Source organism: Oceanimonas sp. MB9 (genome assembly GCF_011319775.1).
Classification (GTDB): Bacteria; Pseudomonadota; Gammaproteobacteria; order Enterobacterales; family Aeromonadaceae; genus Oceanimonas; species Oceanimonas doudoroffii.
This window is the reverse complement of the sequence record NZ_VFBE01000007.1, coordinates 46709-72616: the sequence shown is the minus strand read 5'-3', so window position 1 is coordinate 72616 and position 25908 is coordinate 46709. Positions and strand designations below refer to the sequence as shown.

27 protein-coding genes are annotated in these 25908 nt (G+C 63.6%); 11 read left to right on the top strand and 16 right to left on the bottom strand.

Annotated features, from left to right (window positions below; translation table 11 throughout):
* The first annotated feature begins 198 nt into the window (after positions 1 to 198).
* Together OJHNALOF_RS10500 and OJHNALOF_RS10495 are read left to right on the top strand one after the other, a co-directional pair.
* On the top strand, positions 199 to 1080 hold the full coding sequence (locus OJHNALOF_RS10500) for a pirin family protein (RefSeq protein ID WP_165661998.1): 882 nt from the start codon (positions 199 to 201) through the stop codon (positions 1078 to 1080).
* A 108-nt stretch (positions 1081 to 1188) separates the two neighbouring features.
* Positions 1189 to 2172 carry an NAD(P)/FAD-dependent oxidoreductase gene (locus OJHNALOF_RS10495; RefSeq protein WP_165661997.1) on the top strand — a complete coding sequence of 328 codons (984 nt, stop codon included), beginning with the start codon at positions 1189 to 1191 and terminating at the stop codon, positions 2170 to 2172.
* Here the strand turns inward: OJHNALOF_RS10495 and OJHNALOF_RS10490 are convergent.
* The 4 genes from OJHNALOF_RS10490 to OJHNALOF_RS10475 are packed head-to-tail and all read right to left on the bottom strand — an operon-like array spanning position 2167 to position 6019.
* Entirely contained in the window at positions 2167 to 2982 is an 816-nt protein-coding gene (locus OJHNALOF_RS10490) for an ABC transporter ATP-binding protein (RefSeq protein ID WP_165661996.1), read from the bottom strand. The two genes, OJHNALOF_RS10495 and OJHNALOF_RS10490, sit on opposite strands and share 6 nt — an antisense overlap.
* Complete coding sequence (locus OJHNALOF_RS10485; RefSeq protein ID WP_165661995.1) at positions 2979 to 4040, bottom strand: iron chelate uptake ABC transporter family permease subunit; 1062 nt, start codon at positions 4038 to 4040, stop codon at positions 2979 to 2981. The genes OJHNALOF_RS10490 and OJHNALOF_RS10485 overlap by 4 nt, the downstream gene beginning before the upstream one ends.
* 18 nt (positions 4041 to 4058) lie before the next feature.
* A complete protein-coding gene (locus OJHNALOF_RS10480) occupies positions 4059 to 5075 on the bottom strand; it encodes an iron ABC transporter permease (protein ID WP_165661994.1) in 1017 nt (338 codons plus the stop codon).
* On the bottom strand, positions 5075 to 6019 hold the full coding sequence (locus OJHNALOF_RS10475; RefSeq protein WP_165661993.1) for an ABC transporter substrate-binding protein: 945 nt from the start codon (positions 6017 to 6019) through the stop codon (positions 5075 to 5077). Before OJHNALOF_RS10475 ends, OJHNALOF_RS10480 begins: the two co-directional genes overlap by 1 nt.
* 220 nt (positions 6020 to 6239) lie before the next feature.
* Between OJHNALOF_RS10475 and OJHNALOF_RS10470 the strand changes: the two genes are divergently transcribed.
* Positions 6240 to 6653, top strand: a complete 414-nt coding sequence (locus tag OJHNALOF_RS10470) for an ArsR family transcriptional regulator (protein WP_094201551.1) — start codon at positions 6240 to 6242, stop codon at positions 6651 to 6653.
* The gene (locus tag OJHNALOF_RS10465) at positions 6647 to 7003 is read left to right on the top strand and encodes a metalloregulator ArsR/SmtB family transcription factor (RefSeq protein ID WP_094201550.1); all 357 of its coding nucleotides are present in this window, start codon (positions 6647 to 6649) and stop codon (positions 7001 to 7003) included. Before OJHNALOF_RS10470 ends, OJHNALOF_RS10465 begins: the two co-directional genes overlap by 7 nt.
* A gap of 16 nt (positions 7004 to 7019) precedes the next feature.
* Here the strand turns inward: OJHNALOF_RS10465 and OJHNALOF_RS10460 are convergent, their stop codons facing one another.
* The 11 genes from OJHNALOF_RS10460 to OJHNALOF_RS10410 all read right to left on the bottom strand — a co-directional run bounded on the left by OJHNALOF_RS10460 (position 7020) and on the right by OJHNALOF_RS10410 (position 16327).
* Positions 7020 to 7919, bottom strand: a complete 900-nt coding sequence (locus OJHNALOF_RS10460) for a LysR family transcriptional regulator (protein ID WP_094201549.1) — start codon at positions 7917 to 7919, stop codon at positions 7020 to 7022.
* 188 nt (positions 7920 to 8107) lie between these two features.
* Complete coding sequence (locus OJHNALOF_RS10455; RefSeq protein WP_165661992.1) at positions 8108 to 10177, bottom strand: TonB-dependent receptor domain-containing protein; 2070 nt, start codon at positions 10175 to 10177, stop codon at positions 8108 to 8110.
* Between the two features lie 208 nt (positions 10178 to 10385).
* Entirely contained in the window at positions 10386 to 11171 is a 786-nt protein-coding gene (locus OJHNALOF_RS10450) for a hypothetical protein (protein ID WP_165661991.1), read from the bottom strand.
* Entirely contained in the window at positions 11168 to 12046 is an 879-nt protein-coding gene (locus tag OJHNALOF_RS10445) for a metal ABC transporter permease (protein WP_094201546.1), read from the bottom strand. Before OJHNALOF_RS10445 ends, OJHNALOF_RS10450 begins: the two co-directional genes overlap by 4 nt.
* Positions 12046 to 12741 (bottom strand): metal ABC transporter ATP-binding protein, encoded by a 696-nt coding sequence (locus tag OJHNALOF_RS10440; protein ID WP_165661990.1) that lies wholly within the window; start codon positions 12739 to 12741, stop codon positions 12046 to 12048. Before OJHNALOF_RS10440 ends, OJHNALOF_RS10445 begins: the two co-directional genes overlap by 1 nt.
* Positions 12741 to 13622 carry a metal ABC transporter solute-binding protein, Zn/Mn family gene (locus OJHNALOF_RS10435; protein WP_094201544.1) on the bottom strand — a complete coding sequence of 294 codons (882 nt, stop codon included), beginning with the start codon at positions 13620 to 13622 and terminating at the stop codon, positions 12741 to 12743. The genes OJHNALOF_RS10440 and OJHNALOF_RS10435 overlap by 1 nt, the downstream gene beginning before the upstream one ends.
* A 2-nt stretch (positions 13623 to 13624) precedes the next feature.
* Positions 13625 to 14101, bottom strand: a complete 477-nt coding sequence (locus OJHNALOF_RS10430; RefSeq protein WP_165661989.1) for a hypothetical protein — start codon at positions 14099 to 14101, stop codon at positions 13625 to 13627.
* On the bottom strand, positions 14088 to 14387 hold the full coding sequence (locus tag OJHNALOF_RS10425; protein ID WP_094201542.1) for a hypothetical protein: 300 nt from the start codon (positions 14385 to 14387) through the stop codon (positions 14088 to 14090). The genes OJHNALOF_RS10430 and OJHNALOF_RS10425 overlap by 14 nt, the downstream gene beginning before the upstream one ends.
* Before the next feature lie 10 nt (positions 14388 to 14397).
* Positions 14398 to 15198 (bottom strand): DUF4198 domain-containing protein, encoded by an 801-nt coding sequence (locus OJHNALOF_RS10420; RefSeq protein WP_240919711.1) that lies wholly within the window; start codon positions 15196 to 15198, stop codon positions 14398 to 14400.
* Positions 15199 to 15208: 10 nt separating this feature from the next.
* Positions 15209 to 15694 (bottom strand): DUF2271 domain-containing protein, encoded by a 486-nt coding sequence (locus tag OJHNALOF_RS10415; RefSeq protein WP_165661987.1) that lies wholly within the window; start codon positions 15692 to 15694, stop codon positions 15209 to 15211.
* 12 nt (positions 15695 to 15706) lie between these two features.
* Positions 15707 to 16327 carry a PepSY-associated TM helix domain-containing protein gene (locus OJHNALOF_RS10410; RefSeq protein ID WP_255459178.1) on the bottom strand — a complete coding sequence of 207 codons (621 nt, stop codon included), beginning with the start codon at positions 16325 to 16327 and terminating at the stop codon, positions 15707 to 15709.
* A 171-nt stretch (positions 16328 to 16498) separates the two neighbouring features.
* Here OJHNALOF_RS10410 and OJHNALOF_RS10405 point away from each other — a divergent pair, with 171 nt between their 5' ends.
* The 4 genes from OJHNALOF_RS10405 to OJHNALOF_RS10390 all read left to right on the top strand — a co-directional run bounded on the left by OJHNALOF_RS10405 (position 16499) and on the right by OJHNALOF_RS10390 (position 22020).
* Complete coding sequence (locus OJHNALOF_RS10405) at positions 16499 to 17335, top strand: putative metalloprotease CJM1_0395 family protein (RefSeq protein ID WP_165661985.1); 837 nt, start codon at positions 16499 to 16501, stop codon at positions 17333 to 17335.
* A gap of 173 nt (positions 17336 to 17508) precedes the next feature.
* Positions 17509 to 18663 carry an efflux RND transporter periplasmic adaptor subunit gene (locus OJHNALOF_RS10400; protein ID WP_165661984.1) on the top strand — a complete coding sequence of 385 codons (1155 nt, stop codon included), beginning with the start codon at positions 17509 to 17511 and terminating at the stop codon, positions 18661 to 18663.
* On the top strand, positions 18663 to 20591 hold the full coding sequence (locus OJHNALOF_RS10395; RefSeq protein ID WP_165661983.1) for a MacB family efflux pump subunit: 1929 nt from the start codon (positions 18663 to 18665) through the stop codon (positions 20589 to 20591). Before OJHNALOF_RS10400 ends, OJHNALOF_RS10395 begins: the two co-directional genes overlap by 1 nt.
* Before the next feature lie 4 nt (positions 20592 to 20595).
* Entirely contained in the window at positions 20596 to 22020 is a 1425-nt protein-coding gene (locus tag OJHNALOF_RS10390) for an efflux transporter outer membrane subunit (RefSeq protein WP_165661982.1), read from the top strand.
* On the opposite strand, the gene OJHNALOF_RS10385 is transcribed toward OJHNALOF_RS10390, so the two are convergent.
* On the bottom strand, positions 21923 to 23371 hold the full coding sequence (locus tag OJHNALOF_RS10385) for a PLP-dependent aminotransferase family protein (RefSeq protein WP_165661981.1): 1449 nt from the start codon (positions 23369 to 23371) through the stop codon (positions 21923 to 21925). The two genes, OJHNALOF_RS10390 and OJHNALOF_RS10385, sit on opposite strands and share 98 nt — an antisense overlap.
* Before the next feature lie 153 nt (positions 23372 to 23524).
* Between OJHNALOF_RS10385 and OJHNALOF_RS10380 the strand changes: the two genes are divergently transcribed.
* From OJHNALOF_RS10380 to OJHNALOF_RS10370, 3 genes are all read left to right on the top strand, one after another.
* Positions 23525 to 24046 carry a M48 family metallopeptidase gene (locus OJHNALOF_RS10380; protein WP_165661980.1) on the top strand — a complete coding sequence of 174 codons (522 nt, stop codon included), beginning with the start codon at positions 23525 to 23527 and terminating at the stop codon, positions 24044 to 24046.
* Between the two features lie 132 nt (positions 24047 to 24178).
* Entirely contained in the window at positions 24179 to 24793 is a 615-nt protein-coding gene (locus OJHNALOF_RS10375; protein ID WP_094201533.1) for a c-type cytochrome, read from the top strand.
* A 1-nt stretch (position 24794) separates the two neighbouring features.
* The gene (locus OJHNALOF_RS10370) at positions 24795 to 25862 is read left to right on the top strand and encodes a c-type cytochrome (RefSeq protein WP_165661979.1); all 1068 of its coding nucleotides are present in this window, start codon (positions 24795 to 24797) and stop codon (positions 25860 to 25862) included.
* Positions 25863 to 25908 lie beyond the last annotated feature (46 nt).

Below are 25908 nucleotides of genomic sequence, written 5' to 3'. Positions count from 1 at the left end.
CAGGCCGACGTTATTGTTGATGGTGATGTAACTTCATAAGCCCCTTGGAATATGAAAATTATAGGCAAGGGGTCAGGTTTTGCCTTCTGCCTTACCGAACAATCCGGCTTACCCGCGACTAGACTAGTGCAGGTTGAAAGTCTCGTGTCAGCAGTGATAGGGCTGGCATGATTGAGCACACCCCTGCAAGGAGTGATCATGAGCGAATTTGAACGGTTACCCGCCCGCATGGCGGACGTGGGCGGCATTCCGGTGGCCCGCTTGCTGCCGGTGCGCCAGCGCCGGTTGATCGGAGCCTGGTGTTTTCTCGATCACGCCGGCCCCTCGCAGTTTGCCGCCGGCGAGCCGGGCATGCGGGTGGGGCCGCATCCGCATATTGGCCTGCAAACCTTTACCTGGATGCTCGCGGGCCAAGTGTTGCACAAAGACAGCCTGGGCCATGAGCAGATCATTCGCCCCGGCCAGGTCAACCTGATGACCGCCGGCCGGGGCATCGCCCACAGCGAGGAATCGGTGGCCGGCGAACGCACACTGCACGCGGCCCAGCTGTGGATTGCCCTGCCCGCGGCCGACCGGAACACTCCGCCCCGCTTTGACCATTACCCCAGGCTGCCAATGTGGTCACAACAGGAGGTGTGTTTTACCCTGCTGGCGGGCGAATACGCGGGCCACAAGGCGCCAACCCTGCTGTTTTCGCCCCTGGTGGGGCTGGATTTACATGCGCGCGAAGCCGCCGATCTTACCCTGCCGCTACGGCCGGATTTTGAATACGGCCTGCTGGCACTGGAAGGCGGCATCACGCTGGCGGGAGAGCACATTGACGCCAACGAACTGATCTATCTCGGCGCACAGCGTGAGCGGCTGGAACTGGCCCTGGAAGCAAACACGCGCGTACTGCTGCTGGGAGGCGAGCCCCTTGCCGAGCGCATTTACATCTGGTGGAACCTGGTGGGTCACAGCGAGGCCGAGATTGCCGAGGCACTGGCCGACTGGCAGGCGGGCAGCCCTCGCTTTGGCACCGTCGAAGGTTTTGACGGTGAGCCCATGCCGGCGCCGCCGCTGCCGGGCGGGTTGCGCTGACCAAGATCACGCCATGGTGTCACTACCCCGCCGCACCGTGAAAGCATTCCACCTTCACGGCGGTCTCACACGGCATCATTCAGACCCATCTCACCATAAAGGATCGCAATGAAGCCAAACATCGCCATTATCGGCGCCGGCCTGGCCGGCCTTACCCTGGCCCGGGAGCTGGCCGACCACGCCAACATCACCCTGTTTGAAAAGGCCCGGGGCCTGGGCGGACGCATGGCTACCCGCCGCCGCGACCGGCACCGCTGGGATCACGGCGCCCAGTTTTTTACCGCCCGCTCCCGCGCCTTCAAAACTCTGCTCAGACCCTTTATCGACAACGGCACCGTGGTGGAGTGGCGGCCCAATATCACCACGCTGAGCCCCCGGCAACCGCCCTACAAGCGGCCCTGGTTCGAACCGCATTACGTTGCCACACCGGGCATGAACGGCCTGCTCAAGGCCATGAGCCCGGGCCTGAACATCGCCCTGCAAACCCGGGTGGACACCCTGAAGCAAGAGGCCGGCAAATGGCGGCTGTTTGATGATCAGGGAGCAGAGCTGGGAGAGTTCGACTGGGTGATCAGCTCGGCGCCGCTGCCGCAAACCGAGGTGCTGCTACCCTTGGCTGCCGACACTTACGCAGACTTTGGCATGCGGCCCTGCTACGCCCTGATGCTGACGGTGAACGACGGTGATCTGCCGGCGTGGGATGCCGCTCAGGTGAACGACTCCCCCCTACGCTGGATTGCCTTTAACCATCGACTGCCCGGCCGCGACCGCAACTTGGGCGCCGTAGTGGCCCACAGCACCGCCGACTGGGCCGACGCCCATCTGGAAGACCATCAGGAACAGGTGAAACACACCCTTACCGAACAGTTCTGCACACTCACCGGCGTGAGCCCGAATGCAGTGCAGGACGCACAACTGCACCGCTGGCGCTACGCCCAGGCCAACGCCGTGGAAAACGACCCCGAGGGCTATGTGCTCGACGCCGAACGCAAGCTCGCCGCCTGCGGCGACTGGTGCCTGGGCGGCCGGGTAGAGGCGGCCTTTACCAGTGCCCACCGGCTGGCAGCACAACTCATACGGCAAGGGCTATAAACGGCGCACATTTACCAGCATGGGACTGCCGGTGGCCGGATCGGCCATGATGTCGCAGTCCACCTGATACAACTGGCGCACCAGGGCCGGCGTCAGCACCTGCTCCGGGGCGCCGCACGCCACCACCCGGCCCTGGTGCATGGCCACCAGCTCATCTGCATAACGGCAGGCGTTGATCAGATCGTGCACCACCATCACCACCGTTTTACCCCGGTTGGCCAGCCGCCGAATCAGCTCAAACACTTCAATCTGGTGGCCCAGGTCCAGCGCCGAGGTAGGCTCATCCAGCAACAGCAGAGGCGTGGACTGGGCCATGGCCATGGCAATCCAGGCCCGCTGCCGTTGGCCGCCCGACAGTCGGTCCAGCTCCCGGTGCTGCAACTCCAGCAAATCCGCCGCGGCCAGGGCCTCGGCCACCACCGCCTGATCGTCTTGCGACCATTGCTGCAGCCAGCCCTGATGGGGCTGGCGGCCAAAACGCACCAGATCGAGTACCGTCATGCCTTCCGGGGCCGAGGTGTGCTGAGGCAACAAGGCCAGCTCCCGGGCCAGCTGTTTTCCGGACTTTTGCCGAATGTCATCGCCTCGCAGCAGCACCTTTCCGCTGGCGGGGCGCAGCACCCGCCCCAGGGTATTCAGCAGGGTCGACTTGCCGCAGCCATTGGGACCCACAATGGCGGTTACCCGGCCCGGGCGCAGTTGCAGGTTCAAGCCGTCAAACACCAGGGTACGATCGTGCCCGGCGCTAAGCTCCAGGGCTTCCAGCACCGGCTCGGCGGCCAGCGCGACAGAGGGAGTAAAGGCATTCATGGCCGGCTCCGTTCAGGGGTTAACAACATCCACAGCAGGTAAGGGCTGCCCACCACGGCGGTGACAATGCCCACCGGAATTTCCAGCGGCGCCAGCAGCAGGCGCCCGGCCAGATCCGCCAGCAACATCAGCAGGCCGCCGGCCAGGGCCGAGGCCAACAGCGGCACACCGCGATGGCGGCACAGCATGCGTGCAATTTCAGGGCCCAACAGCGCCACCAGCCCCACCGGGCCGGCTACCGCCACCGCCAACCCGGTCAGCGCCACCGACAGCAACAGGGTCATGCCCCGCACCCGCCGCAGGTTAACACCCAGGCTCTGGCTGACCGAGGGCGGTAACTGCAGCAAATGCAGAGGGCGGGACAGGCGCAACGCCAGCAGCAGCCCGAGCAGCAAACCAAACATCAGCAACCGGGTGGCCTCGGGGGAACGGGCATTCAGGCTGCCCACCGTCCACGGAAAGGCGGCATTGGCGTCATCAATGGCCACCATGCTCAGCATCAGCTGGGTCAGGGCGCCGGCCACGGCGCCCACCCCCAGCCCCACCACAATAAAGCGGTAACCGCGGGTGCCGCTGCCGCCGGCCAGGGCAAAGACCAGGGCGGTGGCCACCACGGCACCCACCAGCGACATGGCGGACGGAACCAGAGCAGAGGCCATGCCCACCACCGAGGCCACGGCAAAGGCGGTGGCGGCATTGTCGATGCCAATGATGCCCGGGGTGGCCAGGCGGTTGCCGGCCAGGGTCTGCATCAGGCAACCGGACAGTGCAAAGGCGGCGCCGCTGGCCAGCCCCGCCAGCACCCGCGTCAGCCGCAGGTCACGTACCACCAGCTGGTTGAGCGCAGCGCCTTCGCCCCATAACGCCTGCCACACCTCCAGGGGCCCCAGCCGCACCGTGCCCAGCCCCAGGCTGGCGGTAACCGTGGCCAGCAGCAGCACCAGCAACACCGCATTCACGGCCACCGCCCGCCGCGACACCGGCAGGCTGATATCGTGCCGGCCCAGACTGATAATCCAGTAACCGGGCAGTGGCAAAGACACGAAAGGAGAGTTCATAACGCCTCGGGATTTACATTACAGGGTAGGCAGGCGGCGGCCGCGCACCACGGCGATCAGCACGGGAGCGCCGATAAGGGCGGTCAGCACCCCCAGCGGCAACTCCGCCGGGGCCACCAGCAGGCGCGATACCGTATCGGCGGCAATCACCATCACCGGTCCCAGCAGGGCACTCAGCCACAGGCTGCGGCGAATATCGGGTCCGGCCAGGGCCCGGGCCGCAAAGGGCACCACCAGCCCCACAAAGAGCACGGGGCCGGCCACGGCGGTGGCCGAGCCGGTCAGCAGGGCCACCACCAGCACCGTCAGCAGGCGCACACGCCCGGGATGATGACCCAGCCCGGTGGCCACGCTTTCTCCCAGCGCCAGGGCCGCCAGCGGCCGCGCCAACAACAACATCAGCAACAGCGCCAGCAACAGCGACGGCAGCACCTGCATCAGGGTGGCCAGATCCCGTCCGGCCACGCTGCCGATGATCCAGAAGCGGATTTCATCGGCGCTGCGCTGATCAAATAACAGCACCAGCGAGGTCAATGCCAGCAGCAGGCTGGACAGGGTGGCACCGGCCAGCACCAGCCGCACCGGATCATTGCCGGTACCCTGCAGCCGGGCCGCACTCAGCACCAGCAGGCAGCCGGCCAGGGCGCCGAGCTGGGCCACGTGCACCGACAGGGTGACCGAGCTGGCGCCCAGCAACAGCGCCAGGGTCACGGCAAAGCCGCTGCCGGCACTGATGCCCAGCAAGCCCGGCTCGGCCAGGGGGTTGCGCGCCAGGGTCTGCATCAGGGCGCCGGCGCAACCCAGCGCCATGCCCGTGACCAGCCCCATCAGGGTGCGGGGGCCGCGCAGCTCGGCAAGCACAAATCGGGCCTGCTCATTGCCACCGCCAAACAACACCGCCAGCGCCTGCCCCGGCGTTACTTCGCCCGCCCCCAGCATCAGGCTGGCCACGCATACCGCCAGCAGCAACAGGCCGCCGCCGAGCACCAGCACCGGCAGCGAGCGCCGGGCAGGCGCCCGGGCCAGAGTGTGCATCAGTTTTCGGCCTGTTCCAGAATACGCTCAATGTCATCGAGAATGACTCCGGCGGCCAGCGGTCCGGAGGCACTGGTCCAGACCTGTCCGTCGACCGGCATCACCCGGTTTCGCGCTACCGCCGACAGGCGGGCAAAGGCGGGAGAACTTTCGGCGGCCGCCATGGCGGCGCGGCCATCCTCGTTCAGGGTGGCCATGAAAATCCAGTCCTCATCCATCAGCGACAGGTTCTCCAGGCTCAGCGGTGAGCTGTGCGGACGCCCCGCCTTGACGATGCCACCGTCTTGCACGTCAAAGCCGGCGGCGGCCAGCAGGCTGGTGGAAAACAGTCTGGTTGACATCATCAGCGCCCCTTGAGGCATCCAGCGTGCCAGTACCGCTTGACGATCCTGCTCCGGCAGTTGCCGCTGCACCCGCTGCTGCAGGCCTTCGGCACGTTCGTCCAGCCCGGCCAGCACCCGCTTCATGCGCGCTTCACGGCCCAGGGCCCGGGCGTAGGCCAGCGCCTCATTTTTCCAGGTATCAGGCTGATAATATTCAACGTCGGGCACCAGGGTGGGCGCCACCGCCGACAGCAGCCGGTACTGCTCTTCGGGCAGGGTGGAAGACGCCAGGATCAGATCCGGCTGCAGCGCGATCACCGCTTCCAGGTTGGTTTCTCGAGTGGTGGCCACCATGGCCACATTTTCCACCTGCTGCTGGATGTAGCCGGCAACGCCGTCACCGCCCCGAGTGGCAACCGCCCCGACCGGCGTGATGCCGACCGCCACACTGCTGTCGAGGGCACCCTCATAGAGGGTGACCACCCGCTTGACCTCGCCATTCAGGGTAAGGGGTCCATAACGGGTTTCCAGCGTGCGTTCCCCCGCATGGGCCTGGGCGGCCAGCAGGCCGGTAAACATGACAAGGGCACGCAGGGTGCGGGTTACAAACATTGCTGACATAACACATCTCCGGCTGTAGCACGACGAATAGGCCATTCAAAACCGAATAATGATAATGGTTTGCGTTACCGTTTTTCAGGAAAAATGCTGAACATCTGGTTGCATTTTGTGGAACAACACTGGCCCGGTTGGCGTTTTTATGACAGTGGCATGACAGCAAGATTGACATGCGAAAGTCCATATATAAGATGAGCGCATTAATCAGGAAACAGACGTTGCCATGACTTCCGTGCTTTTTGTCTGCCACAGCAATGGGGTGTGTTCACTCATCGCCGAGGCGCTGCTCTGCCATCTGGCGGCCGATCGCTACCGGGTAATGAGCGCCGGCGTACAGCCAACCCAGGCCGACCCCAATGCCCTCGCCGCCCTGCACAAACTGGGCGTCAATACCGAAGGGCTGAACTGCAAGGGGCTGGATGCCGTGGCCGGAGAATATTTCGATATTGTCGTCAGCCTGTGTGAGCAGGCAGAAGCCACCGCCGCCGCCCTGCCCGGCGACCGCTTTATGGCCTGGCACTTCGAGGACGAGCCCTGTTGCTCCCAGGCCGATGCCACCAAGGTGGTTCAGGAAATTTACGAGCGCATCAAACTGCTGGTACTGGTACAGGATCGGCAGGAAAAAAGCCTGTGGTAACCGCCTCCTCTCCCCTTTCCCTGTTCAAGGCGCTGGCCGACGACACGCGGCTGCAGCTGGTGATGCTGATCATGGTCGAAGGCGAGGTCTGCGTGTGTGAAATGACCCACGCCCTGAACGAAACCCAGCCCAAGATCTCCCGTCACCTGGCACTGCTGCGCCGGTGCGGCCTGCTCGCCGACCGCCGCGATTGCCAGTGGGTTTATTACCGGTTGTCGCCGTCTCTGGACGACGCGGCCCTGGGCCTGCTGCAACTGACTCAGGACCGGTATCGGCACTATATTGCACCGGCCCTGGAGCGACTGGTGAACATGGGCAACCGCCCCGTGCGACAGCGCCTGTACTGTTGATCGACCGGGCCGGCAGTCAGCGCCAGTCGTGGGGCAGGCTATGGCGCAGGTGCGCCAGCAGGGCGGTCACTTTTTTGGGCTGGCGTCCGAACGAATACAGCAAACCCAGCGGCAAGGCCGGCGGCTGCCATCCGGGCAGGCAGGCCAGCAGGTTGCCGGGGTGGGCTTTCAGATGCCCCTCGGCAAAGCGCACCGGCAATACCCCTATTCCCTGCCCCCGCACCAGGGCGTCCAGCTGCAGCATGTAATTGTCTACCGTCAGCCGTGAAGGCGGTGGCTGAAAGGCATATTCCCCTTCGGTGTCATGACGCAATATCAGGCCTTCGGCCGCTACTCCCAGCCAGTCTACCCAGGGGTGCGCCGGCAACTCGCTCGGGTGCGCCGGCAATTCACGCCCGGCCGCATAGCCGGGGCTGGCATACAGGCCGCAGGGCCAGCGACACAGCACCTCATGGCGCAGGCCGCAGTCCGGATCCGATCCTAGCCACAGCCAGATCTCTCCCTGTCCCTCATCGGCCCTGGGTGGCCGGGTTTCGGTATGCAGGCTGATGCGCACACCGGGGTAATCGGCCAGAAAACGCTCCAGCGCCAGGGGAAACCAGCCTCGAATAAAGCTGCTGTGTACCCGCACCACCAGTTCACCGCTCACCTCTTCGCGCAGATCGTCCATGGCCTGGCGGCCCTGCTCGGCCAGACGTAAAATCTGCCGGCTGTAGCGCTCAAATAACAGCCCCGCCTCGGTGGCCTGCAGCCGGTTGCCCCGGCGGTGCAACAGCGGCTGGCCAAGGCGGGACTCGAGCTGGCTTAGCCGCCGGCTCAGGGTAGACTTGGGCAAACCCAGCCGGCGGGCGGCCTCGGTCAGGCTGCCGCAGGCCATAACGGTGGCAAAGCCTTCCAGCTCCAGCAAATCCTGCATGCAAACCTCCACGCAACAAGGAAACAAGCTCCACACGCCAATCCTATCCCAACCGGAAAGGAGGCTAAAAGAAGTGAGAACCGTTCAGGCCAAAAGTGTGAAATTGACACAAGAAAAAGCGGAGTGGCCGGCGCAGTGCCGACCACTCCGAATATCAACGCTCGGCGCACCCCGCGCGTTGCACTACCTCAGAAATCGATGCTGATGCCAAGGTTTACCCTGCGGCCGTCGAGCACGGCGCCATAGGTATCATTGGTCACTTCCTTGTCGGCAATGTTGTAAATGCCGGCGGTCAGATCGGTAGACGGGGTGAGCGCATAGACCAGGCCCGCGTCAAATAAGGTGTAACTCGGTGTGCCATCGCCCATGCTGGTGCGGCTCAGGTAGTCGCTGGTTTCGCCCCGGTAGTTGGCCTGGGCCCACAGGTTGAGCCTGTCTGTGCTCTGCCAGTCGAGGCTGGCATTGGCCATGTGCTCGGGAATTTTATTCAGCGGCTCACCCGCAAACTCACCGGTCTTCTGCTCCGACTCGGTGTAGGTGTAGCTGGAGCTCAGGTGCAGATTCCGAGTCAGGTCATAGTCAAGGCTCAGTTCAACCCCCTGCATCATGGCTTCACCAATATTTTTACGGGTGCTCAGGAAGTAGTAATCGGTTCCCTGAAAATTACAGTTCCAGGCCGACACATTGTTCCTGTTGGTCGTGGAACCATCCGTATCCGTTGAGCACAAGCGGTCTTCCGCAATCTTGTCCTTGAACTCGGTGCGGAACACCATCAGGCTGGAATTCAGTCCCAGTTCCTGGCTCTGATAGACAAAACCGGCCTCGTAGCTGGTGCTCTGCTCCGGCTGCAGATCCGGGTTGCCGATGATCAGTGCCCGCGGGTGAGGCGCCGGTGAACCACCGCCACCGGTGCCACGGCCAAAGCCTTCGGTGGCCTCGGCCAGCCCGGGCTGCTTGTAACCGGTAGACACGCCGCCCTTCAGGGTCCACTCCGGGGTCAGGTGATAGGTGGCATAGACCCGGGGAGACAGGTGTCCGCCAAACAGCTCGTCATCATCGTAACGCAGGCCGGTGGTGAGGTTGAGATCGTCGGTCAGCGACCACTCGGCCTCGGCGTACAGGGCTGCAATCCAGCGATCCACCTGGGCCACGGCGCCGGGCACGCCGGTAGACAGCAGGCCATTGGTTTCGTCGGTAAAGTCTTCAAACTTGTACTGCCCTCCCAGGGTCAGCACATGCTCACGCCAGAAATAGCTGCCCTGGGTGTTGAAAATGGTGACTTTTTCACGCTTGGTCAGATCCTGAACCCGCTCTGACACGTCGTGCTGCACATAGCTGCTGAGCTGCAGATCGCCATAATGACCATCGTGAGACAGCACATAGACGTCCTTGTGAAAGGTGGTTTCGGAGCCGGTGTCGGTGGCCGCCACACTCTTGCCCGGGGTCGTGGTTTCATCCAGGGCGGCGGTATCGTAACTCAGGCCGAATTCGTTGGTATCATCGGGGGTCAGTATCAGTTTGACGCCGCCCTTTTTACGCTTGCTTTCCGGTGTGCTGGCGGCGCTGTCGTCGCCGCCGGCAAAGTCGCTTTCATCCGCCCCCTGCCAGCTGCCGTTTACCTGGGCGCCGAGCAGCCCCGGGATCAGCGGGCCGCCGGCAAACAGGCTGACCTGCTGGGCATCGTTGCTAACGTCATTAAACGACTTGGTGTAATCGGTGCTGATGGTGCCGCTCCAGGTGTCGGCGGTTTTGCGGGTAATGATGTTGATCACGCCACCCATGGCCTCGGAGCCATAAAGGGACGACATCGGGCCGCGAATTACCTCGACGCGCTCTATCATCGAAATCGGCGGCAGCCCGATTTGCTTGCCGCCGTCGCTGCCGTTGGTATTGACCGCACGGCCCGCCGACACCGGTCGGCCATCCACCAGATACAGGGTGTAGGCCGGCGACATGCCGCGAATGCTGATGTCCTGCGCCTTGCCGCCGCCGGTCACGTAGACGCCGGGAATGTTGTTCACCGCATCGGTGATATCGGTGTAGGCCTTCTTCTCCAGCTCTTCCCGGCTGATCACCGAAATGCTGGCGGGCGCATCGGCAATGTTCTGCTCAAAGCCGGCGGCGGTCACCACCACGGTATCCAGGGCGGTAAACTCCTCGGCCACCGCCGTGCCACCCAGGCCCAGCAATGCCAGGCCCAGCGCCTTGCTGAGCGCATTGCGGGTAAAGGGAGCGGGAGCGTTGAAAGGCTCGGACATGTCGTTGACTCCTTGATAACAACCTGATTGTTTTTCCATGATGAGGCGTACCCGACATTGGGCATACACCACGAAGGAAGCCAATGATAATGGTTATCATTGAGTTTCAAAGAGCAAGTTTGGTAACAACATGTTCCGAAAAATGGAACAGAAAAAAGAAAGGCGAAAGGCGCCGGTGCCCGCGGACGACGGGCGCCGGCAATCGGGGTCAGGGGGAGACGGTCAGGGCCTGCTCCAGGCTGGCGGTGAGCCCGCTCAGCCAGGCGGCCAGATCCTCCTTGCCGGGCCGGGCCAGGGGCTCAAGCCGCCACTGGCCCGGCTTGCTACCGCCCTTGCCGGCATCCAGGCGCAGATCGGCCCGGTCGCCACTTACCTGTGGCAACGCCAGTCCCATCACCAGCGGCACCAGCCGGTCGTCCTCGGTGGCGAGGGCGCCGATATTGGCGTTGAACAACAGCTCATCCATGGCCAGTGCCTGGCGCTGAATATGCCGTTGCAGCGCCCGGCGGTTGACCTCGATTTGCTCGGCCTGCCCGGGCCAGATGCGGGCCAGATCCCGCGCCGCCACATTGCTCATCAGCAGCAGGTTGTTGCTGTCGAGCCAGAAATAATCGGGCTCGGAGAGGTTCGGCCGCAGGGTCACTCGAGCACCACTCGGCGCCAGCTCTTGCGCCACGTCCACCGGAATCACCGCGATATTGCGCTGACGCAACAGCGGATAGGTCGATAACGCCGGCCACACCGACTCTATGGTCAGCAGCGCCGCGGCGTCGGGCAATGTGGCGGCATCGGCCTTGCCCAGCCAGCCGGAAATACGGTTCACCGGCAGACGCCGGGGCGGCAGATACACCACTTCGACACCGGTGTCCTGCATCAGCGACAGCCCCAGTGCATGGAGCACGGGCACGGCGCTTGCCAGCACCGGGCGGGGTTCGGCGGCCTGGGCGCCAAACCCCAGGCACAACAGCAGCAACAGACAGATTTTTTTGATCATTCGATGTTTCTCCAGCGACGCAGCACCAGTGCCAGCACAAAGCCGACGGCGGCAAACAGAACAATGGCCGCCCCCGAGGGAATGGGCAGGGCGCCGGCCATGGGCACCACTATGCCCAGCAGGCAGCTGAGGGTGGAAAACAGCACCGACAGCCAGAAAAACTGGCGGCCGTTGCGGCTGATCAGCCGCGCCGTGGTGGCGGGGATCAGCAGCAGGGCGCCCACCAGAATGGCCCCCACCACCTTGACCGAGGCCACGGTCACCAGGGCGATCAGCAGCACGAACAGGTAGTCATACAGCCGCACATTGATGCCCCGGGTCTGTGCCAGCTCCGGCGACAGGCTGGCCAGCAGTGCCCGGTTGGCGCCCCGCCAGATCAGCCACAGGGCCAGCGCGGCGATCACCGCCAGCACCAGAATGTCGGTGTCCTTGACCGTGAGAATGGAGCCGAACAACACGTTTTCCAGAATGTGCACGTTCACCTTCTTGGCCACATAAAGCAGCAGCGCCGCCCCCAGGGCGATGGCAAACGACAGAAACACCCCCACCAGGGCGTCGTAGGGCACCTGAGTGCGGCTTTTTACCCAGTGCAGCAGCAGGGCGAACATCAGGCAGAAGCTGAACAGTGCCACCAGCGGCTGGGTGGCCGGCTCGCCCAGCAGAATGCCGAGCGCCACCCCGGTAAGGGCACCGTGGCCCACCGCCTCGGAGAAAAACGCAAGTCGCTTGACCACCACCAGGGGACCCAGCGCCCCCAGCAGCGGACCCATCACCAGGGCCGCCACCAGGGCATTGGTGAGAAAGGCATACTGAAACATGTCGGGCAGCACGCCGCCCTGATAAAGGGCCAGCACCCCCTGTCGCAGGGTTTCCATCAGGCGCAGGCCTCCAGTCCGGGTTGAGCGTATTGAGGAAGCACTTGCAAAGGACTGCCGTGGGCACGCAGGCCACCGTCAATCAGCCACACCTCATCGGCAAAGCGGCGCACCCAGTCCATGTCGTGGTGGATCACCAGCAGGGTGGCGCCGGCCGCTTTAAGGGCCTGTATTTCCCGGTTGATCAGGCCTTCGGCTTCGCTGTCGAGGCCGGTCATGGGCTCGTCCAGAAACCAGAGCCGGCTGTCACGCTCCAGCCCCTGGGCAAACAGCAACCGCTGGCGCTCACCGCCGGACAGCTGGCCCAGGCGCAGATGCAGCTTGTGCTCCAGCCCCACCCGGGTCAGCAGCGCCTCGATGCGCGCCCGGCAGCGGCGGCGGGAGCGACCAAACAGTGGCCGCCGGCTCAGGGTGGTGAGCATGAACTCTTCAATGGTAATGGGCAGCGAAGGCTCAAAACGGGCCAGCTGGGGCACATAGGCCAACCGACCTGGGCGCCCGGGCCAGTGCCGAATGATCTCGCCCTGATGGGGTTGCAGCCCCAGCAGGCACTTCATCAACGACGACTTGCCGGCGCCGTTGGGGCCGATAATGGCGTGCAGTCGGCCCGCCGCCATGTGGCCGGACACCGGCGCCAGAATTTGCACCCGATTAAGGGACAGTGCCAGTCGCTCAAGGGTAATGCCCGGTCCCATCAGGCCTCCTCGGCGGCAAAACGCAGCGCCTGCACCAGGGTTTGCAGGTTGTGTTCCATTTCCCGGCCGACCAGCTCGGGGTCATAGTCGCCGTGGGTCATATGGGAGAAATGATAAATGCGAATGCCGGTGGCCTGTTCGATGGTGTCGACATAGCGATTTTCCATGTCGAGCTCGGTAAACAGCAGGTGAATGTCGGCCTCGCGAATGCGGTCGATGGTTTTCTGCAGCTGGCTGGCGCTGGGCTCCACGCCGTGGGCCGGCTCGATCACGGTGTCGATGCCGATGCCGAATTCCTGCAGCAGGTAGCCATAGGCGTTGTGGGTGCTGGCGATGCGGATGCCGGACAAGTCCAGCTCCAGCAGCTCGCGCCGGTAGCGGTTTTTCATGGCGCGCAGCTCGCGGCCGTAAGCCAGGGCGTTGGCCTGAAAGGCGTCGGCGTTATCGGGATCGAGCCGGCCCAGCTCCCGGGCAATGGTATACAGCTGGCGAATGGCGGCGTCGATGGACACAAAGGTGTGCGGGTTGTAGTTGTTGTCGCCGTTGCCGCCGCCGAGCAGGGGCAGATCCTGGTTGGCCTGGATCAGCGTCAGGTTCGGCAGCGCCAGCCCCTGCAGGGCGTGCATGGCGAATTCGTCATGGCCGATGCCGTTGAGCACCAGGGCATCCATGCGACCAAGGCGCTTGAGATCCGAGGGTTGCAGCTCGTAGCTGTGGGGGTTGAAGCCGCTCTGGATCAACGGCAGTACTTCGCCCTTGTCGCCCAGCACCTTGCTGACATAGCTGTAGTAGGGGTGCAGGGTAATGCCCACCACCAGGTGTTTGGCCGAGGCATTAAAGGCAAGCAGCAGGCCGGCGCAGAGCAATAGCCATGTTTTCATTGTTATTTATCCATTTTGGTCCAGTGGGCCAGATCCCGGCAGTGGTGCAGCGCCTCACCACCGGGGTGGTAAAACAGGCCGCCTTCCGGCGCCAGCCAGAGCGTAAAGGCCGCACCCGTGGTCGGCTCTGTGGTGCTGTAGCAGGCCGCTTCCGGCTGCTGCCAGACAAGCTCAGAGCGGTCAAAGGGGGGCACGCCCAGTTCGGCCAGCCGCATCACTGTGGGCCAGGCCTCGCCCTCCGGGGTCATAAAGCGAATTTCCTCGGCGGCGATGGCCAGCTCGGTGAGCAACCGGCTGCCCGGAGTGCTAAGGGCGGTGTGCGGAGCGGCGGTGAGGGTGACCTGCTGGCGCCAAGTAATGCCGGCGGCGCCAGCCAGCAGCACCAGCGCCAGGGTGAGCATGACCCAGAGAGTTTCGCGCCGGCCGTCATTGGGCGGCACCCGCTCCAGGCTCTCCACGCTCAGTTCAGAGCTCGACATAATCAAATTCCGCCGGCTGCTCGTGGCCGGCATCGAACTGAATGTAGAACTCCTGTTCACTCCAGGGAAAATGCACCTCGGAGCGGGCATCGGCCTCGGCCCGGGCGATTTCGTCGTCATCGTAGCTGAACATCACCACCTCGGCGCCTTTGGCCAGGGTGCCGTCGCTGTAACCGACGCGACAGTCCACGCTGTCGCCGTTTCGGCTGCAGTCCATCACCGGATAGTGTGCCGAGGCCGGGGCGGCCAGCCCCAGCCCCGCACACAGCAGCAGGGCTCGCAACATGGTGGTCTCCTTATTCGGGCATGGCTTCAAAGGTGAGCAGGTAATTCACCCCGGCCTGATCCGCCAGCGGGCTGTCGACGGGCTGACGCAGGCCGGTGCTCAGCAGGTGCGGGCCACCCTGTTCGGGGGTGAAGTGCACCTCGCCGTTGGCGTCGGTCATCAGTTCGGTCTGGCGGCGGTCATCCCGGTAGTTGGTGCCGTAAGGCACCACTTCCACCTTGAGATCCTTGACCGGCTCGCCATTGAAGGTGAAACGGAACCCGGCCTCTTCGCCCACGACAATGTCGCTGGGGTGGGTCAGGGCGTCGAGCTCAAAGCCCTTGCCGGTGGCGGCCAGCACCTCACGGGACGGGGCCTGCTTGGTCACGTAAAAGGCGCTGATGCTCTGCACCGCATAGGTGGTCACCTCGCGGGCGGCCTCGGGCAGTTGCTCCTGCACTTCCTGCTTGTTGCCGAAAATGCGGCGCTGGGTGTTGCGCTTGCCAATCACATAGTTGGTGATGTAACGCTCGGGCGTGCGCAGCTCCACCTTGTAGGTGCCACTGTCGGTCAGCTCCAGATCAAACACGCTGCGGCGCTGGCCCTTGAAGTAAGAGCCGATACGGCCAGGCTCGTTGGCCGGGTTGTAGATGGTGACGTAGTCCAGGCCAACCGGCTTGTCAAAGCTGAACACACCGTGGGAAGCGGTGGCGTCCACGGTGATCCATTTCGCTTCTTCAACAGACAGGCTGAATTCGCTGGGCAGCATCCACAGCGGGTGGGCGCTGACGCTGCCGGCCAGCAGGGCCAGGGCGGCGATAGAGGCCTTCATCTTGTTCACGTTATTGTGCTCCTGTGCTGATAATGACGTCGCCCAGCTCTTCCGTGGGCTTGAGATGATAACGGGCGGGCTCGCCGCCGAGTTCGATAACCTGGCGCACCAGGCTGCGGCTGCCGTGTTCCCGGGCCGCTTCCACGTTGAGGCGGTACTTGCCCGGGGCCACCGGTTCACCGGCCTGATCGGTGCCATCCCAGCTCAGCCGGTATAGCCCCGGCTTGCGGGTGGCGGAGGTGACCGCGTCCAGTTCGCCCTGATCGTAGCGGCCGGCCTTGCGCCACCAGCGGCGCATGTCTTTGAGCCAGTCGCTTTCCTTGCGCCACACCGCCAGGGTTTTGACCGGTTGCTGCCGGTCGTTTTCCACCCAGACGGCCACATAGGGCCGGTAGTGGCCGCCGCCGCTGCCTTCGGGCAGGGAGATCTCGATGTTCACCGGTTGTGCCATGGCCGGGGCGGCACACAGCATCAGAGCCAGCAGGGGCTTTTTCATGACAATCTCCACTCAGTAAAGGATCAGCAGATACAGGCCGGCCATCAGCACACAGCCCAGGCCGGTGGCCGCCAGCAGGCGACCGCGCTTGCGCCGCATGGGCAGCACCAGCCAGAAGCCGGTCAGGGTGAACAGCAGCATGACGGCGGCGGATACATCGATAAACCAGCTCCACGCCGGGCCGGCGTAGCGGCCCATGTGCAGATCGTTAAGCACCGCCATCCAGCCGAAACCGCGCTGAGTGACCAGCACGGAGCCCTCTTCCGGAATCACTTCCGCCAGGCTGTAACCACCGGGGCGCTTGACGTCGATAAAGAGCACACCTTCGTCGGCGGTCCAGTCGAAACGCACCTCACCGCCGGCCAGTTGCTGCTCGGCCTTGAGCCATTGCCACACCTGGCCCGCCGCCAGCAAGGGATCCTGTTGCCACAGCGCCGTGGTGGCGAACGACTCGGGCAGGACCAGCTCGGTTTCCTGCTCGGGCACGGACTCGGGCAGCCACTGACGATTGTTGAGGGTCAGTCCGGTGGTGGTAAAAAACAGCATAATCAACAACATAAGCATTGAGCTGTAGGTATGAACCGGGCGCACCCAGCGAGGGGGCTGGCTGGCACGGGAAGCAGGGCCGAACATGAGAAAAGGAAGGCTCCGGTCAACGAAAACCGGCCGAATATTCCACCATTGAGAATCATTGTCAACATCACTTGCATTTTCAGGCAGCGATGAATTTCTGCCGCTCGCTTTCCTGTTTGGTCGTAATGGTGAATAATCAAACAATTCATTTGAGTCATTGGATGAGGCGCCATGAACATCGACAACCGGCTCAACGACGCCCTGTTTGCCGCCACCCCCACCGTTGGCAGCCAGCCACGCCAGGACAATGAACAGCGCGAACGGGTGCCTCCCGCCGAGCAGGCCGATGCCTTTGCCGGCCGCGATCCGCGCCGGGAGCGCGGCAACGACGAAGTGGCCCTGTATGACGCTCAAGGCCGAAAAACCGGTAATGAGGCGGCACCGGCCGAGGACGAAAACGTCGACAACGCAGAAAGCGCCGACGCCGACAACGAACGGCAGTCCGTCGAGGACACTTCCCGACCCACCAAGCCGTCCGGAGAACCCATGTCCGAGGAGGAGGTGCTGGAGCTGAACGATCTCAAGCTGCGGGATCAGGAAGTGCGCACCCATGAACAGCAGCATGCCGCCGTGGGCGGCCAGCATGCGGGCTCACCCAGCTACGAGTACGAAACCGGCCCCGACGGCAAACGCTATGCGGTGGAAGGTTCCGTTCAGGTGGACATGTCACCGGTGCCCGGCGACCCGGAAGCCACCATTGAAAAAATGCGGCAAATCAAGGCCGCCGCCCTGGCGCCGGCGGAGCCGTCCCAGGCCGATCGCAGCGCCGCGGCCCAGGCCGAACAACTGATTGCCGAGGCCCGCAGCGAGCTGAGAGAGCAACAACGTGGCGGCACCGATAACCGCGCCACCGGCGACGAACCGCGCGACGCCGGCACAACGGAAACCGCCGAGACGCCATTGGCTTTGAACACTGCCAGCCCCATGCAGCAGCGTAATGACGTCATCGCCGGTGTCTACGGCCGCGCCGCCGAACAACAGGCCCGAGCCCTGATCGGCCTGGCCTGATTCCCCCTTCCCTCCTGACTTCGCGACCGTCGGCCATACTCCCGGCGGCCGCGCTCACGTCGCATTTGTAACCCGCTGACAAACTTTGGTGACATTTAGCGGTTTCAATGGCCGCCCTTATTCACTTGCCGTCCGGCTGAGCATCACCGGGGCGTATTGCAACTGCGAACAAGATGAAAAAATCCTTCTCGATTTGGGTAGTGGCGTTGCTGGTGCTCGCCTTGGCGGGCACGCTGGGTTATGCGCAATGGTTTGGCGACCAGACCCCTTCGGCGCCGGTTACGGCCGAGGTGCAGCGGGGTGACCTCAGTAGCCTGGTCACCGCCACCGGCATTCTGCAACCCAGCGACCATGTGGACGTGGGGGCCCAGGTATCGGGCCAGCTCGAGGTGATCCATGTGGAAGTGGGCGACCAGGTCAAAGCCGGCGATCTGCTGGCGGAAATCGACCCCACGGTGTATCTGGCCCAGGTAGATGCCAGCCGGGCTCAGCTACGCAACCAGCAGGCCCAGCTCAAGGACCGCCAGGCCCAGCTGACCCTGGCCCGCATTCAGCACCAGCGCCAGCAACGGCTGATGGCGGAAAACGCCACATCACGGGAAGCGGTGCAAAGTGCCGAGGCCGGGCTGCACTCGGCACAAGCCCAGGTGGAGGCGCTCAAGGCCCAGATCAGCCAGACCGAGTCCAGCCTGCGCGCCGACGAAGCCAACCTGGACTATGCCCGTATCTATGCCCCCATGGACGGCACAGTGGTAAGCATCGACGCCCGCCAGGGACAAACCCTGAACACCAACCAGCAGGCCCCCACCCTGATGCGTATCGCCAACCTGGCCACCATGACGGTGCAGGCGCGAGTGTCGGAAGCCGACGTCAACCGGCTGACCCCGGACATGAAGGTGTACTTCACCACCCTGGGGGATGCTCGCCGACGCTGGCACAGCCGGCTGCGCAAGGTTGAGCCGACCCCGGTAGTGGAAAACAACGTGGTGCTCTACAACGCCCTGTTTGATATCGACAACCCGGAAGGGCGGCTGATGACACAAATGACCACTCAGGTGTTTTTTGTGCAGGCCGAGGCGCACGATGTGGTGCTGGTGCCGGTGTCGGCGTTGCGCTTTGCTTCACCGGAACAGGTCGATCGGGCCCGGGTCAGGGTGCTGAATGCCGATGGCCAAACCGAGCCGCGCACGGTGCGGCTGGGGGTCAGCGACCGCATTCAGGCCGAAATCATCAGTGGCCTTAAGCCGGGTGATCGTGTGGTGCTGAACCTGGCCGCCGGCACCGGCGATCAGGGTGAACGCCGCCCCCGAATGAGGATGCGTTTCTGATGAGCACACCACTGATCTCCTTGCGCGGCATAGTGCGGGAATATGGCAGCGGCGAGCTGACCACTCGCGTGCTGCACGGCATTGACCTGGATATTTACGCCGGCGAATTCGTCGCCATCATGGGCAGCTCCGGCTCGGGCAAGTCGACCCTGATGCACATTCTCGGCTGCCTGGACCAGCCCGACGACGGTGAATACCGGCTGCTGGGCCACGATGTGGCCAGCCTTGACCCCGACGAACTGGCCGCCCTGCGCCGGGAGACCTTTGGCTTTGTGTTTCAGAGTTATCACCTGCTGGGCGGGCTGAGCGCGCGGGAAAACGTGGAAGTGCCGGCCATTTATTCCGGCCTGCCGCGGGCGGCGCGGCGGCAGCAGGCCGCCGGTCTGCTGGCCAGGCTGGGGCTGGAGCATCGACTCGACAATCGCCCGGGGCAACTTTCCGGCGGCCAACAGCAACGGGTATCCATTGCCCGGGCGCTGATGAACGGTGGCGACATCATTCTGGCCGACGAGCCCACCGGCGCCCTCGACAGCAAAAGCGGCGCCGAGGTGATGGCCCTGCTGACCGATCTGGCCCGCCAGGGCCATACCGTGATCCTGATCACCCACGATGCCGGCGTGGCGGCCCAGGCCGATCGGCGCATTGAAATCAGTGACGGTCGTATAGTGGCAGATTCAGAGCCGGCGACGGAGCGCCCGGTGATGCCGGCAAGAAGCCGGCATCAGACCGGCGGCTCGCTGGCCAACGAGCTGCAGGAAGCGGTTCGCACCGCCTTTCGCTCCCTGCACAGCAACCTGTTTCGCGCCGCCCTCACCCTGCTCGGCATCGTGATTGGCGTGGCCTCGGTAATCACCATGCTGGCCATTGGCAACGGCTCCCAGCAACAGGTGGTGCAGAGCATCAGCGCCATGGGCAGCAACCTGCTGGTGGTGCGCCCCGGCGCGCCCAACCAGTGGGGACGACACGCCACCTCCACCCTGGTGCCCGCCGACATGGAGGCGATAAAGGGACTCGATAACGTTACGGCGGCGGTGCCCGAGCTGGGAGGCAGCGCCACCCTGAGGGTGGGCAATCGGGATCACAGCCCGGAGATCAACGCCACCTCCGCCGACTTTACGCTGGCCCGGCAGTGGAGTCCGAGCGCCGGCACCTTCTTTACCGCCGAGGATGAACGCAACTACGCCACCGTCGCGGTGCTGGGTCAGTCGGTGGTGGATGCGCTGTTTCCGGGGCAGGATCCCCTGGGACAATACGTGATGGTCAACAACATTCTGTTTCAGGTGATTGGCGTCATGGAAACTCGGGGGGCCTCGCCCTGGGGCCAGGATCAGGACGATGTGGTGTTTGTGCCCTATACCACCGGCGGGTTGCGGCTGTTCGGCCAGCAGTTCCTGCGCAACATAACCGTGTCGGTACAGGAGGTGGCGACCATCAATGACACCGAGGCCGACATTCACCGGCTGCTGCTGGCCCGCCATGGGGTGGAAGACTTTCAGATTCGCAACATGTCTTCCCTTATCGATACGGTGTCGGCCACCACTCAAACCTTTACCTGGCTGCTGGGCTCCATTGCCGCCATTTCGCTGTTGGTGGGGGGTATAGGAGTAATGAACATCATGCTGGTGAGCGTGACCGAGCGCACCCGCGAAATCGGAATTCGCATTGCTACCGGTGCCCGCGGCCGCCATATACAGCAGCAGTTTCTGACCGAGGCACTGGTGGTGTCGGCCCTGGGTGGTGCCATTGGCGTGGTACTGGGCTTGAGTGCCGCCGCCCTGGTGAGCCGCTTTGACATTCCGGTGCATTTCTCACCGGCACCGGTGCTGCTCGCCTTTGGCTGTGCCTTTATTACCGGCCTGATCTTTGGCTGGCTGCCGGCACGCAAGGCCGCCCGCATGAACCCCGTTGTGGCCCTGGCTTCGGAGTAACACCATGACCGTTTTTCGCCCCCTAACCCTGCTGGCACTGCTGACCCTGAGTGGCTGCGCCCTGCATGACGATCCGATACTGCCCACGCCGACGCTGGCCGATCACTGGCTGAGCCCAAGTAAGGCCACCACGGCGCCGGATCGACAATGGTGGCAAGGCTTTGGCTCTCCAACCCTGAACCAGCTGGTAGAGCGGGCACTGACCAATGCGCCTGATTTGCGCATTGCCGCCGAACGCATTAGCCAGGCCGAAGCCAGACTGGCCGCCAGCGGCGCCTCCCTGTTCCCGACCCTGAACGCCAGCGGCAACAGCAATCGCGACTGGTCACAGCCAGGCTCCCCGAGTGAACGCAGCAACCTGGGCCTGGAGCTGAACTACGAGCTGGATCTGTGGGGTAAAAACAGGGCGGGCCGGCTGGCCGCCGGTGCCAACCTGGCCGCCAGCCGTTACGACTTTGAAAGCGCTCGGCTGACGCTTATCGGCGCCGTGGCCAACACCTGGTTTCAGCAGCTGGCCAACGAAGAGCGGCTGCGCATCAACGAGCGCAACCTGGCCATTGCGCAGAACAACCTGAGCATAGTGGACGCCAAATACCGTAACGGTGCCGCCGCCCTGAGCGAAGTGCACCGCCAGCGCACCGCCGTGCTGACTCAGGAGGCCAGCCTGCTGCCGCTGCGGGAGCAGGCCCGCCAGGCTCAGTCCGCCCTGGCCATTTTGCTGGGTGAGACACCCCAGGCCTTCGCGCCGGCGGCGGGTGAGCTGATGGCACTGTCGGTGCCTGCGGCCGGCCCCGGACTGCCATCGGAACTATTGCTGCGCCGCCCCGATCTGGCCAGCGCCGAGGCCGGCCTGCTGGCGGCAAATGCCGATCTGAGCGCGGCCCGTGCCGCCCTGTTGCCCTCGGTGCAGCTTGCCGGCAGCGGCAGTCTGGCCAGTGCGGCCCTGCTATCGCTGGCGGATCCCAGCCATACCCTGAGCCTGGGCACGTCACTCAGCCAGGTGTTGTTTGACGGCGGCCAGCGCCGGGCCGAGATAAGGCTGAGCGAGTCCCGCCGGCGCGAGCTGGCCGAGACCTACCGTCAGGCGGTGCTGACCGCCCTCAAGGAGGTGGAAGACGCCCTGGGTAACGGCGCCCTCTATCAGGCACAAGAAGCCCGCCAACTGCGCATTGTGGCCGAAGCCCGGGAGACCCTGCGCCTGAGCGAAGTCCGTTACCGGGAAGGCGCCGACGAGCTGCTGACCCTGCTGGATGCCCAGCGTACCCTGTTCAGTGCCGAAGAGCAGCTGGCCAGCCTGCGCCAGAATCGGCTCGACGCCGCCGTTAACCTGTTCAAGGCGTTGGGCGGTGGCTGGGAGGCGCCTGCTGGCATTGTGCCAGCAGGCGCTCCAGTTGAGGCCACAATGAATCCGGGCAGTGCGCCGGGTTGATACGCATATAACTGTCGGCATCGGCCTGATGGCTGAAGTAACGCCCCGGGGCCAGCAGAATGCCCTCTTCCGCCGCCCGCCGGCTGAGATCGGCGGCGCTGATCTCGCCGGGCAGTTTCAGCCAGCAGAAAAAGCCGCCCACCGGCCGGTGTTCCACTCCGAACCCCAGTGATTCAAAACGGGCCAGCACGGGCTCACGCACTTCATCCAGTCGCCGACACAGCTGCTCCACATGGCGGCGGTAGCGGCCACCGGTGAGCAACCGGTACATCAGATCTTCGGTGGCCATGGAGGTGGACATGCCGGTGATCAGCTTGATGTCGGTCAGTTCGGCGATCAGCGCCGGGTTGCTCACCAGAAACCCCACCCGCAGATCCGCCGACAGGGTTTTGGACAGGCTGCCGGTGTAGATAAGTCGCTCAAACCCGGCCAGGCTGGCGAAACGCAGGCTGTGCCGAACGTCAAAGTCGGCGTAAATATCATCTTCCAGCAGCCAGCACTGGCGCTCACTCAGCAGGCTGAGTACGCGCAGCGCCCGTTGGCGGCTGACGCCGGCGCCAGTGGGATTGCTCAGCACCGAGTTGGTGAGATAGAGCACGGGCCCGTGCTGCTCCAATGCCAGGCGCAGGGCCGCCGGCACCGGGCCTTCGGCGTCTCTGGGCACGGCCACCGGTACGGCGCCGTGCAATCGAATCAGGGCCTGAAAGTTGTAAAATCCCGGATCGTCCACCAGCACCCGGTCTCCGGGCCGAACCAGGGCGCGCATCACCATGTCCAGGCCGTGAGAAGCACTACCGGTCATCAGGATCTGGGCCGGATCGGCCTGAATGTCATACCGCTCCAGCCTGAATCCCAGTTGCCGGCGCAGCGCCGGATGTCCCTGGACGGAGCCATATTCGGTGAGCGGGGCCGGCTGGCGTGCCAGTTCACGCAGGGCCGAACGCAGATCGGCGTCCCCCAGCCAGTCGGCGGGCAGGCAACCACTGCCGGGTTTGAAAGGAAACGTTTCGGTATCCATCACTCGCCGCAGCAGTGCCACCTCCTGGGCCATGGCACTGGCCGAGGCATCCACCTCCCGCACCAGCCGGCGAGCCTGGGTGCTGCGGGCAACATAAACGCCGCTGCCACGGCGGCTGACCACCAGGCCGGCGGCGGCGAGCCGCTCGTAGGCGTCGGTGACGGTAAAGCGACTGACCCCCAGCGCCTCCGCCAGTTGCCGAATGGAGGGCAGCCGCTCTCCCGGTTGCCAGCGCCCATCACCCACCGCCTGGGTGGCATGGCGCACCAGTTGCTCGACAAAGGGAAGGCTGCCGGCCTTGTCAAAGGCCCAGTCGGCGGCAGAAATGGTCATGGTCATATTCCCCATACAATGGAGTCAATACTGCAACAAGTGTCTTGATTGTCTGCCAGTAAAGCGAGGATGCTCCACGATGGCAAGCGCGTTCCCGCTGCGCGCACGGGCGGCTTCGTCATATAATGGTGGTTATTTGGTACGGAGATTGCCTTGAGCGTTCCGAATTATCTGGCCGGTTATCCGGCGTCCCTGCAACAGCAGGCCGCAGAGCTGTTGGCCAGTGGCCGTCTCGGCCTCTACCTGCAGCGTAAATACCCCAAGCCGCACGCGGTGCAGAACGACAAAGCCCTGTACGATTATGTGAGCAGGCTGAAAAGTCGCTACCTGAAAAAAGCGGCGCCGCTCAGCCAGGTGCGCTACGACAGCAAGCTCAATGTGGTGAAACAGGCACTGGGGCTACACACCTACCAGGCCCACCTGCAAGGCAGCAAGCTGAAAACCCGCAACAGCATCACGGTGGCAGCCCTGTTTCGCGAAGGGCCACCGGAATTCCTGCGCATGATAGTGGTGCATGAACTGGCCCATTTTCGCGAGAAGGAGCACAACAAAGCCTTCTATCAGCTGTGCTGCCACATGGAACCTGATTATCACCAGCTGGAATTGGATACTCGTTTGTGGCTGCTCTGGCGGGATCAGAGCCAGGGGCATGAGGCGAACGACTCGAATGGATGAGACCTTGTTGTTTTTTCTTTAAAAAACAATAAAACACCTGCTTTTTATGTGGGAAATACGTATATCTGGCTCTGGCGTCGAGTTCTAAAATGAGCTCCCAGTAACACGACCTCCAGACGAGGATAATAACAAATGACCAAAACCATACTACTGGGAGCCTTGCTGAGCGCTACCGCCGCCCCGGCGCTGGCGGAAATGCCACCACAGGCGGCCGTGTGCATCAGCTGCCACCAGGCCAGCGGCCTGGGCATGGCCAACCTGGCCCCATCCATTGCCGGCATGCCGGTGCCCTATCTGGCCGAACAACTGCGCCATTTTCAGAGCGGCGCGCGCGACAACGCCATCATGAAGCCCATGGCCATGATGCTGGACGATGCCGGTGTTGAAGCGGTGAGCCAGTGGTTTGCCAGCCTGCCGGTGAGCCTGCCAGAGCGTCCGGCCTTCAGGGGCGAAAAACCTGCCCCCCAGAACATGGCCACCGGCGAAAGGCTGGCCTACCAGGGTGACTGGCAGCGCGACATTCCCAGTTGCGTCTCCTGTCATGGCCCGGAAGGCGTGGGCGCGGGCGAGGCCTTTCCCCGCCTGGCCGGCCAGCACGCCGATTACATTGAGGGGCAGCTCAAGGCCTGGCAAAGCGGTAGCCGAGCCCCCGATACTCACGGCTTGATGGCGCCCATCGCCAAACGTCTGAGTGCGGAAGACATTTCCGCCGTCGCCAGCTACTTCGCCAGCCTGGGAGGCCAGTAACATGTTCAGAATTTCCGCCATGACGCTTGGCCTGTCTCTGGCCGTTACCGGCCTGGCCCATGCCCAGGGCACCGCTCAGGCCGCGCACCTTGAGAAACTGGCCATTCAGGAAGAACTCCCGGTGGGGAAGGCCGCCGGGACATACCCTTCCCCTCCGGGCTGGGACAAACTGCCCGACGGTGAGTTTGGTGAAAAGGTGGTTCGGGGTTACAACTACTTTGTTAACTCCCAGTCCATGTCACCGGAATTTGTGGGCAACGGCCTGAACTGCGTTAATTGCCATATGGATGGTGGCAAAAAGGAAAACGCCGCGCCGCTGTGGGCCGCCTATATGAGTTATCCGGCCTATCGCAAGAAGAACGACCGCATCAACAGCTATGAGGAACGCATTCAGGGTTGCTTCCTTTATTCCATGAACGGTACGCCGCCCGAGCATATGAATCCTGTGCTGGTGGATCTCTCCGCCTACGCCTACTGGCTGGCCCAGGGCACCCTGACCGGGGAGCAGTTTGATCCGGCCGACATGGCTATTCCCAGCGACGAAGAGTTACTCAAGGGCGGCAAGCGCGACGACTTCCCCTTTATGCAGGCCTATCTGGATGCAGGCGGCAGCACCGAACCCAAGACCCCGGGCCGAGGCTACCCCAAGCTGGCCGAGCCGGAACTGCCTCCCGCTTTTGCCCGCGGCAAGCAGGTCTATGAACAGGAATGCGCCGTGTGTCATGGGGCCAGCGGGGAAGGCCAGCAGGTTAATGACCGCTACGTGTTCCCGCCACTGTGGGGGCCGGACACCTACAACTGGGGCGCCGGCATGCAACGGGTAAACACCGCCGCCTACTTCCTCAAGCAGAACATGCCCCTGGGACAGCCGGGCAAGCTGACCGATCAGCAGGCCTGGGATGTGGCCATGTTCCTCGACTCCCACGAGCGTCCGCAGGATCCACGTAACCACGGTTCACTGGAAGAGACCGTCAAGAAATATCACGGTGGATTCAGCCAGTACGGCAAGGAAGTCAACGGCAGCGTGCTGGGCACCGCCAGTCACCCGAACCATCCGAACAAACCGTAATAACAGGCTCGGAGTAATAAAAGGCCGCAAATGCGGCCTTTTTAAT

What these genes read in the sequence shown, in the direction of transcription:
- OJHNALOF_RS10500 (WP_165661998.1), top strand. Translation starts at nt 199, where the DNA reads ATGAGCGAATTTGAACGGTTACCCGCCCGCATGGCGGACGTGGGCGGC.
- OJHNALOF_RS10495 (WP_165661997.1), top strand. Translation starts at nt 1,189, where the DNA reads ATGAAGCCAAACATCGCCATTATCGGCGCCGGCCTGGCCGGCCTTACC.
- OJHNALOF_RS10490 (WP_165661996.1), bottom strand. Translation starts at nt 2,982, where the DNA reads ATGAATGCCTTTACTCCCTCTGTCGCGCTGGCCGCCGAGCCGGTGCTG.
- OJHNALOF_RS10485 (WP_165661995.1), bottom strand. Translation starts at nt 4,040, where the DNA reads ATGAACTCTCCTTTCGTGTCTTTGCCACTGCCCGGTTACTGGATTATC.
- OJHNALOF_RS10480 (WP_165661994.1), bottom strand. Translation starts at nt 5,075, where the DNA reads ATGCACACTCTGGCCCGGGCGCCTGCCCGGCGCTCGCTGCCGGTGCTG.
- OJHNALOF_RS10475 (WP_165661993.1), bottom strand. Translation starts at nt 6,019, where the DNA reads ATGTCAGCAATGTTTGTAACCCGCACCCTGCGTGCCCTTGTCATGTTT.
- OJHNALOF_RS10470 (WP_094201551.1), top strand. Translation starts at nt 6,240, where the DNA reads ATGACTTCCGTGCTTTTTGTCTGCCACAGCAATGGGGTGTGTTCACTC.
- OJHNALOF_RS10460 (WP_094201549.1), bottom strand. Translation starts at nt 7,919, where the DNA reads ATGCAGGATTTGCTGGAGCTGGAAGGCTTTGCCACCGTTATGGCCTGC.
- OJHNALOF_RS10455 (WP_165661992.1), bottom strand. Translation starts at nt 10,177, where the DNA reads ATGTCCGAGCCTTTCAACGCTCCCGCTCCCTTTACCCGCAATGCGCTC.
- OJHNALOF_RS10450 (WP_165661991.1), bottom strand. Translation starts at nt 11,171, where the DNA reads ATGATCAAAAAAATCTGTCTGTTGCTGCTGTTGTGCCTGGGGTTTGGC.
- OJHNALOF_RS10445 (WP_094201546.1), bottom strand. Translation starts at nt 12,046, where the DNA reads ATGGAAACCCTGCGACAGGGGGTGCTGGCCCTTTATCAGGGCGGCGTG.
- OJHNALOF_RS10440 (WP_165661990.1), bottom strand. Translation starts at nt 12,741, where the DNA reads ATGGGACCGGGCATTACCCTTGAGCGACTGGCACTGTCCCTTAATCGG.
- OJHNALOF_RS10435 (WP_094201544.1), bottom strand. Translation starts at nt 13,622, where the DNA reads ATGAAAACATGGCTATTGCTCTGCGCCGGCCTGCTGCTTGCCTTTAAT.
- OJHNALOF_RS10430 (WP_165661989.1), bottom strand. Translation starts at nt 14,101, where the DNA reads ATGTCGAGCTCTGAACTGAGCGTGGAGAGCCTGGAGCGGGTGCCGCCC.
- OJHNALOF_RS10425 (WP_094201542.1), bottom strand. Translation starts at nt 14,387, where the DNA reads ATGTTGCGAGCCCTGCTGCTGTGTGCGGGGCTGGGGCTGGCCGCCCCG.
- OJHNALOF_RS10420 (WP_240919711.1), bottom strand. Translation starts at nt 15,198, where the DNA reads ATGAAGGCCTCTATCGCCGCCCTGGCCCTGCTGGCCGGCAGCGTCAGC.
- OJHNALOF_RS10415 (WP_165661987.1), bottom strand. Translation starts at nt 15,694, where the DNA reads ATGAAAAAGCCCCTGCTGGCTCTGATGCTGTGTGCCGCCCCGGCCATG.
- OJHNALOF_RS10410 (WP_255459178.1), bottom strand. Translation starts at nt 16,327, where the DNA reads ATGTTCGGCCCTGCTTCCCGTGCCAGCCAGCCCCCTCGCTGGGTGCGC.
- OJHNALOF_RS10405 (WP_165661985.1), top strand. Translation starts at nt 16,499, where the DNA reads ATGAACATCGACAACCGGCTCAACGACGCCCTGTTTGCCGCCACCCCC.
- OJHNALOF_RS10400 (WP_165661984.1), top strand. Translation starts at nt 17,509, where the DNA reads ATGAAAAAATCCTTCTCGATTTGGGTAGTGGCGTTGCTGGTGCTCGCC.
- OJHNALOF_RS10395 (WP_165661983.1), top strand. Translation starts at nt 18,663, where the DNA reads ATGAGCACACCACTGATCTCCTTGCGCGGCATAGTGCGGGAATATGGC.
- OJHNALOF_RS10390 (WP_165661982.1), top strand. Translation starts at nt 20,596, where the DNA reads ATGACCGTTTTTCGCCCCCTAACCCTGCTGGCACTGCTGACCCTGAGT.
- OJHNALOF_RS10385 (WP_165661981.1), bottom strand. Translation starts at nt 23,371, where the DNA reads ATGACCATTTCTGCCGCCGACTGGGCCTTTGACAAGGCCGGCAGCCTT.
- OJHNALOF_RS10375 (WP_094201533.1), top strand. Translation starts at nt 24,179, where the DNA reads ATGACCAAAACCATACTACTGGGAGCCTTGCTGAGCGCTACCGCCGCC.
- OJHNALOF_RS10370 (WP_165661979.1), top strand. Translation starts at nt 24,795, where the DNA reads ATGTTCAGAATTTCCGCCATGACGCTTGGCCTGTCTCTGGCCGTTACC.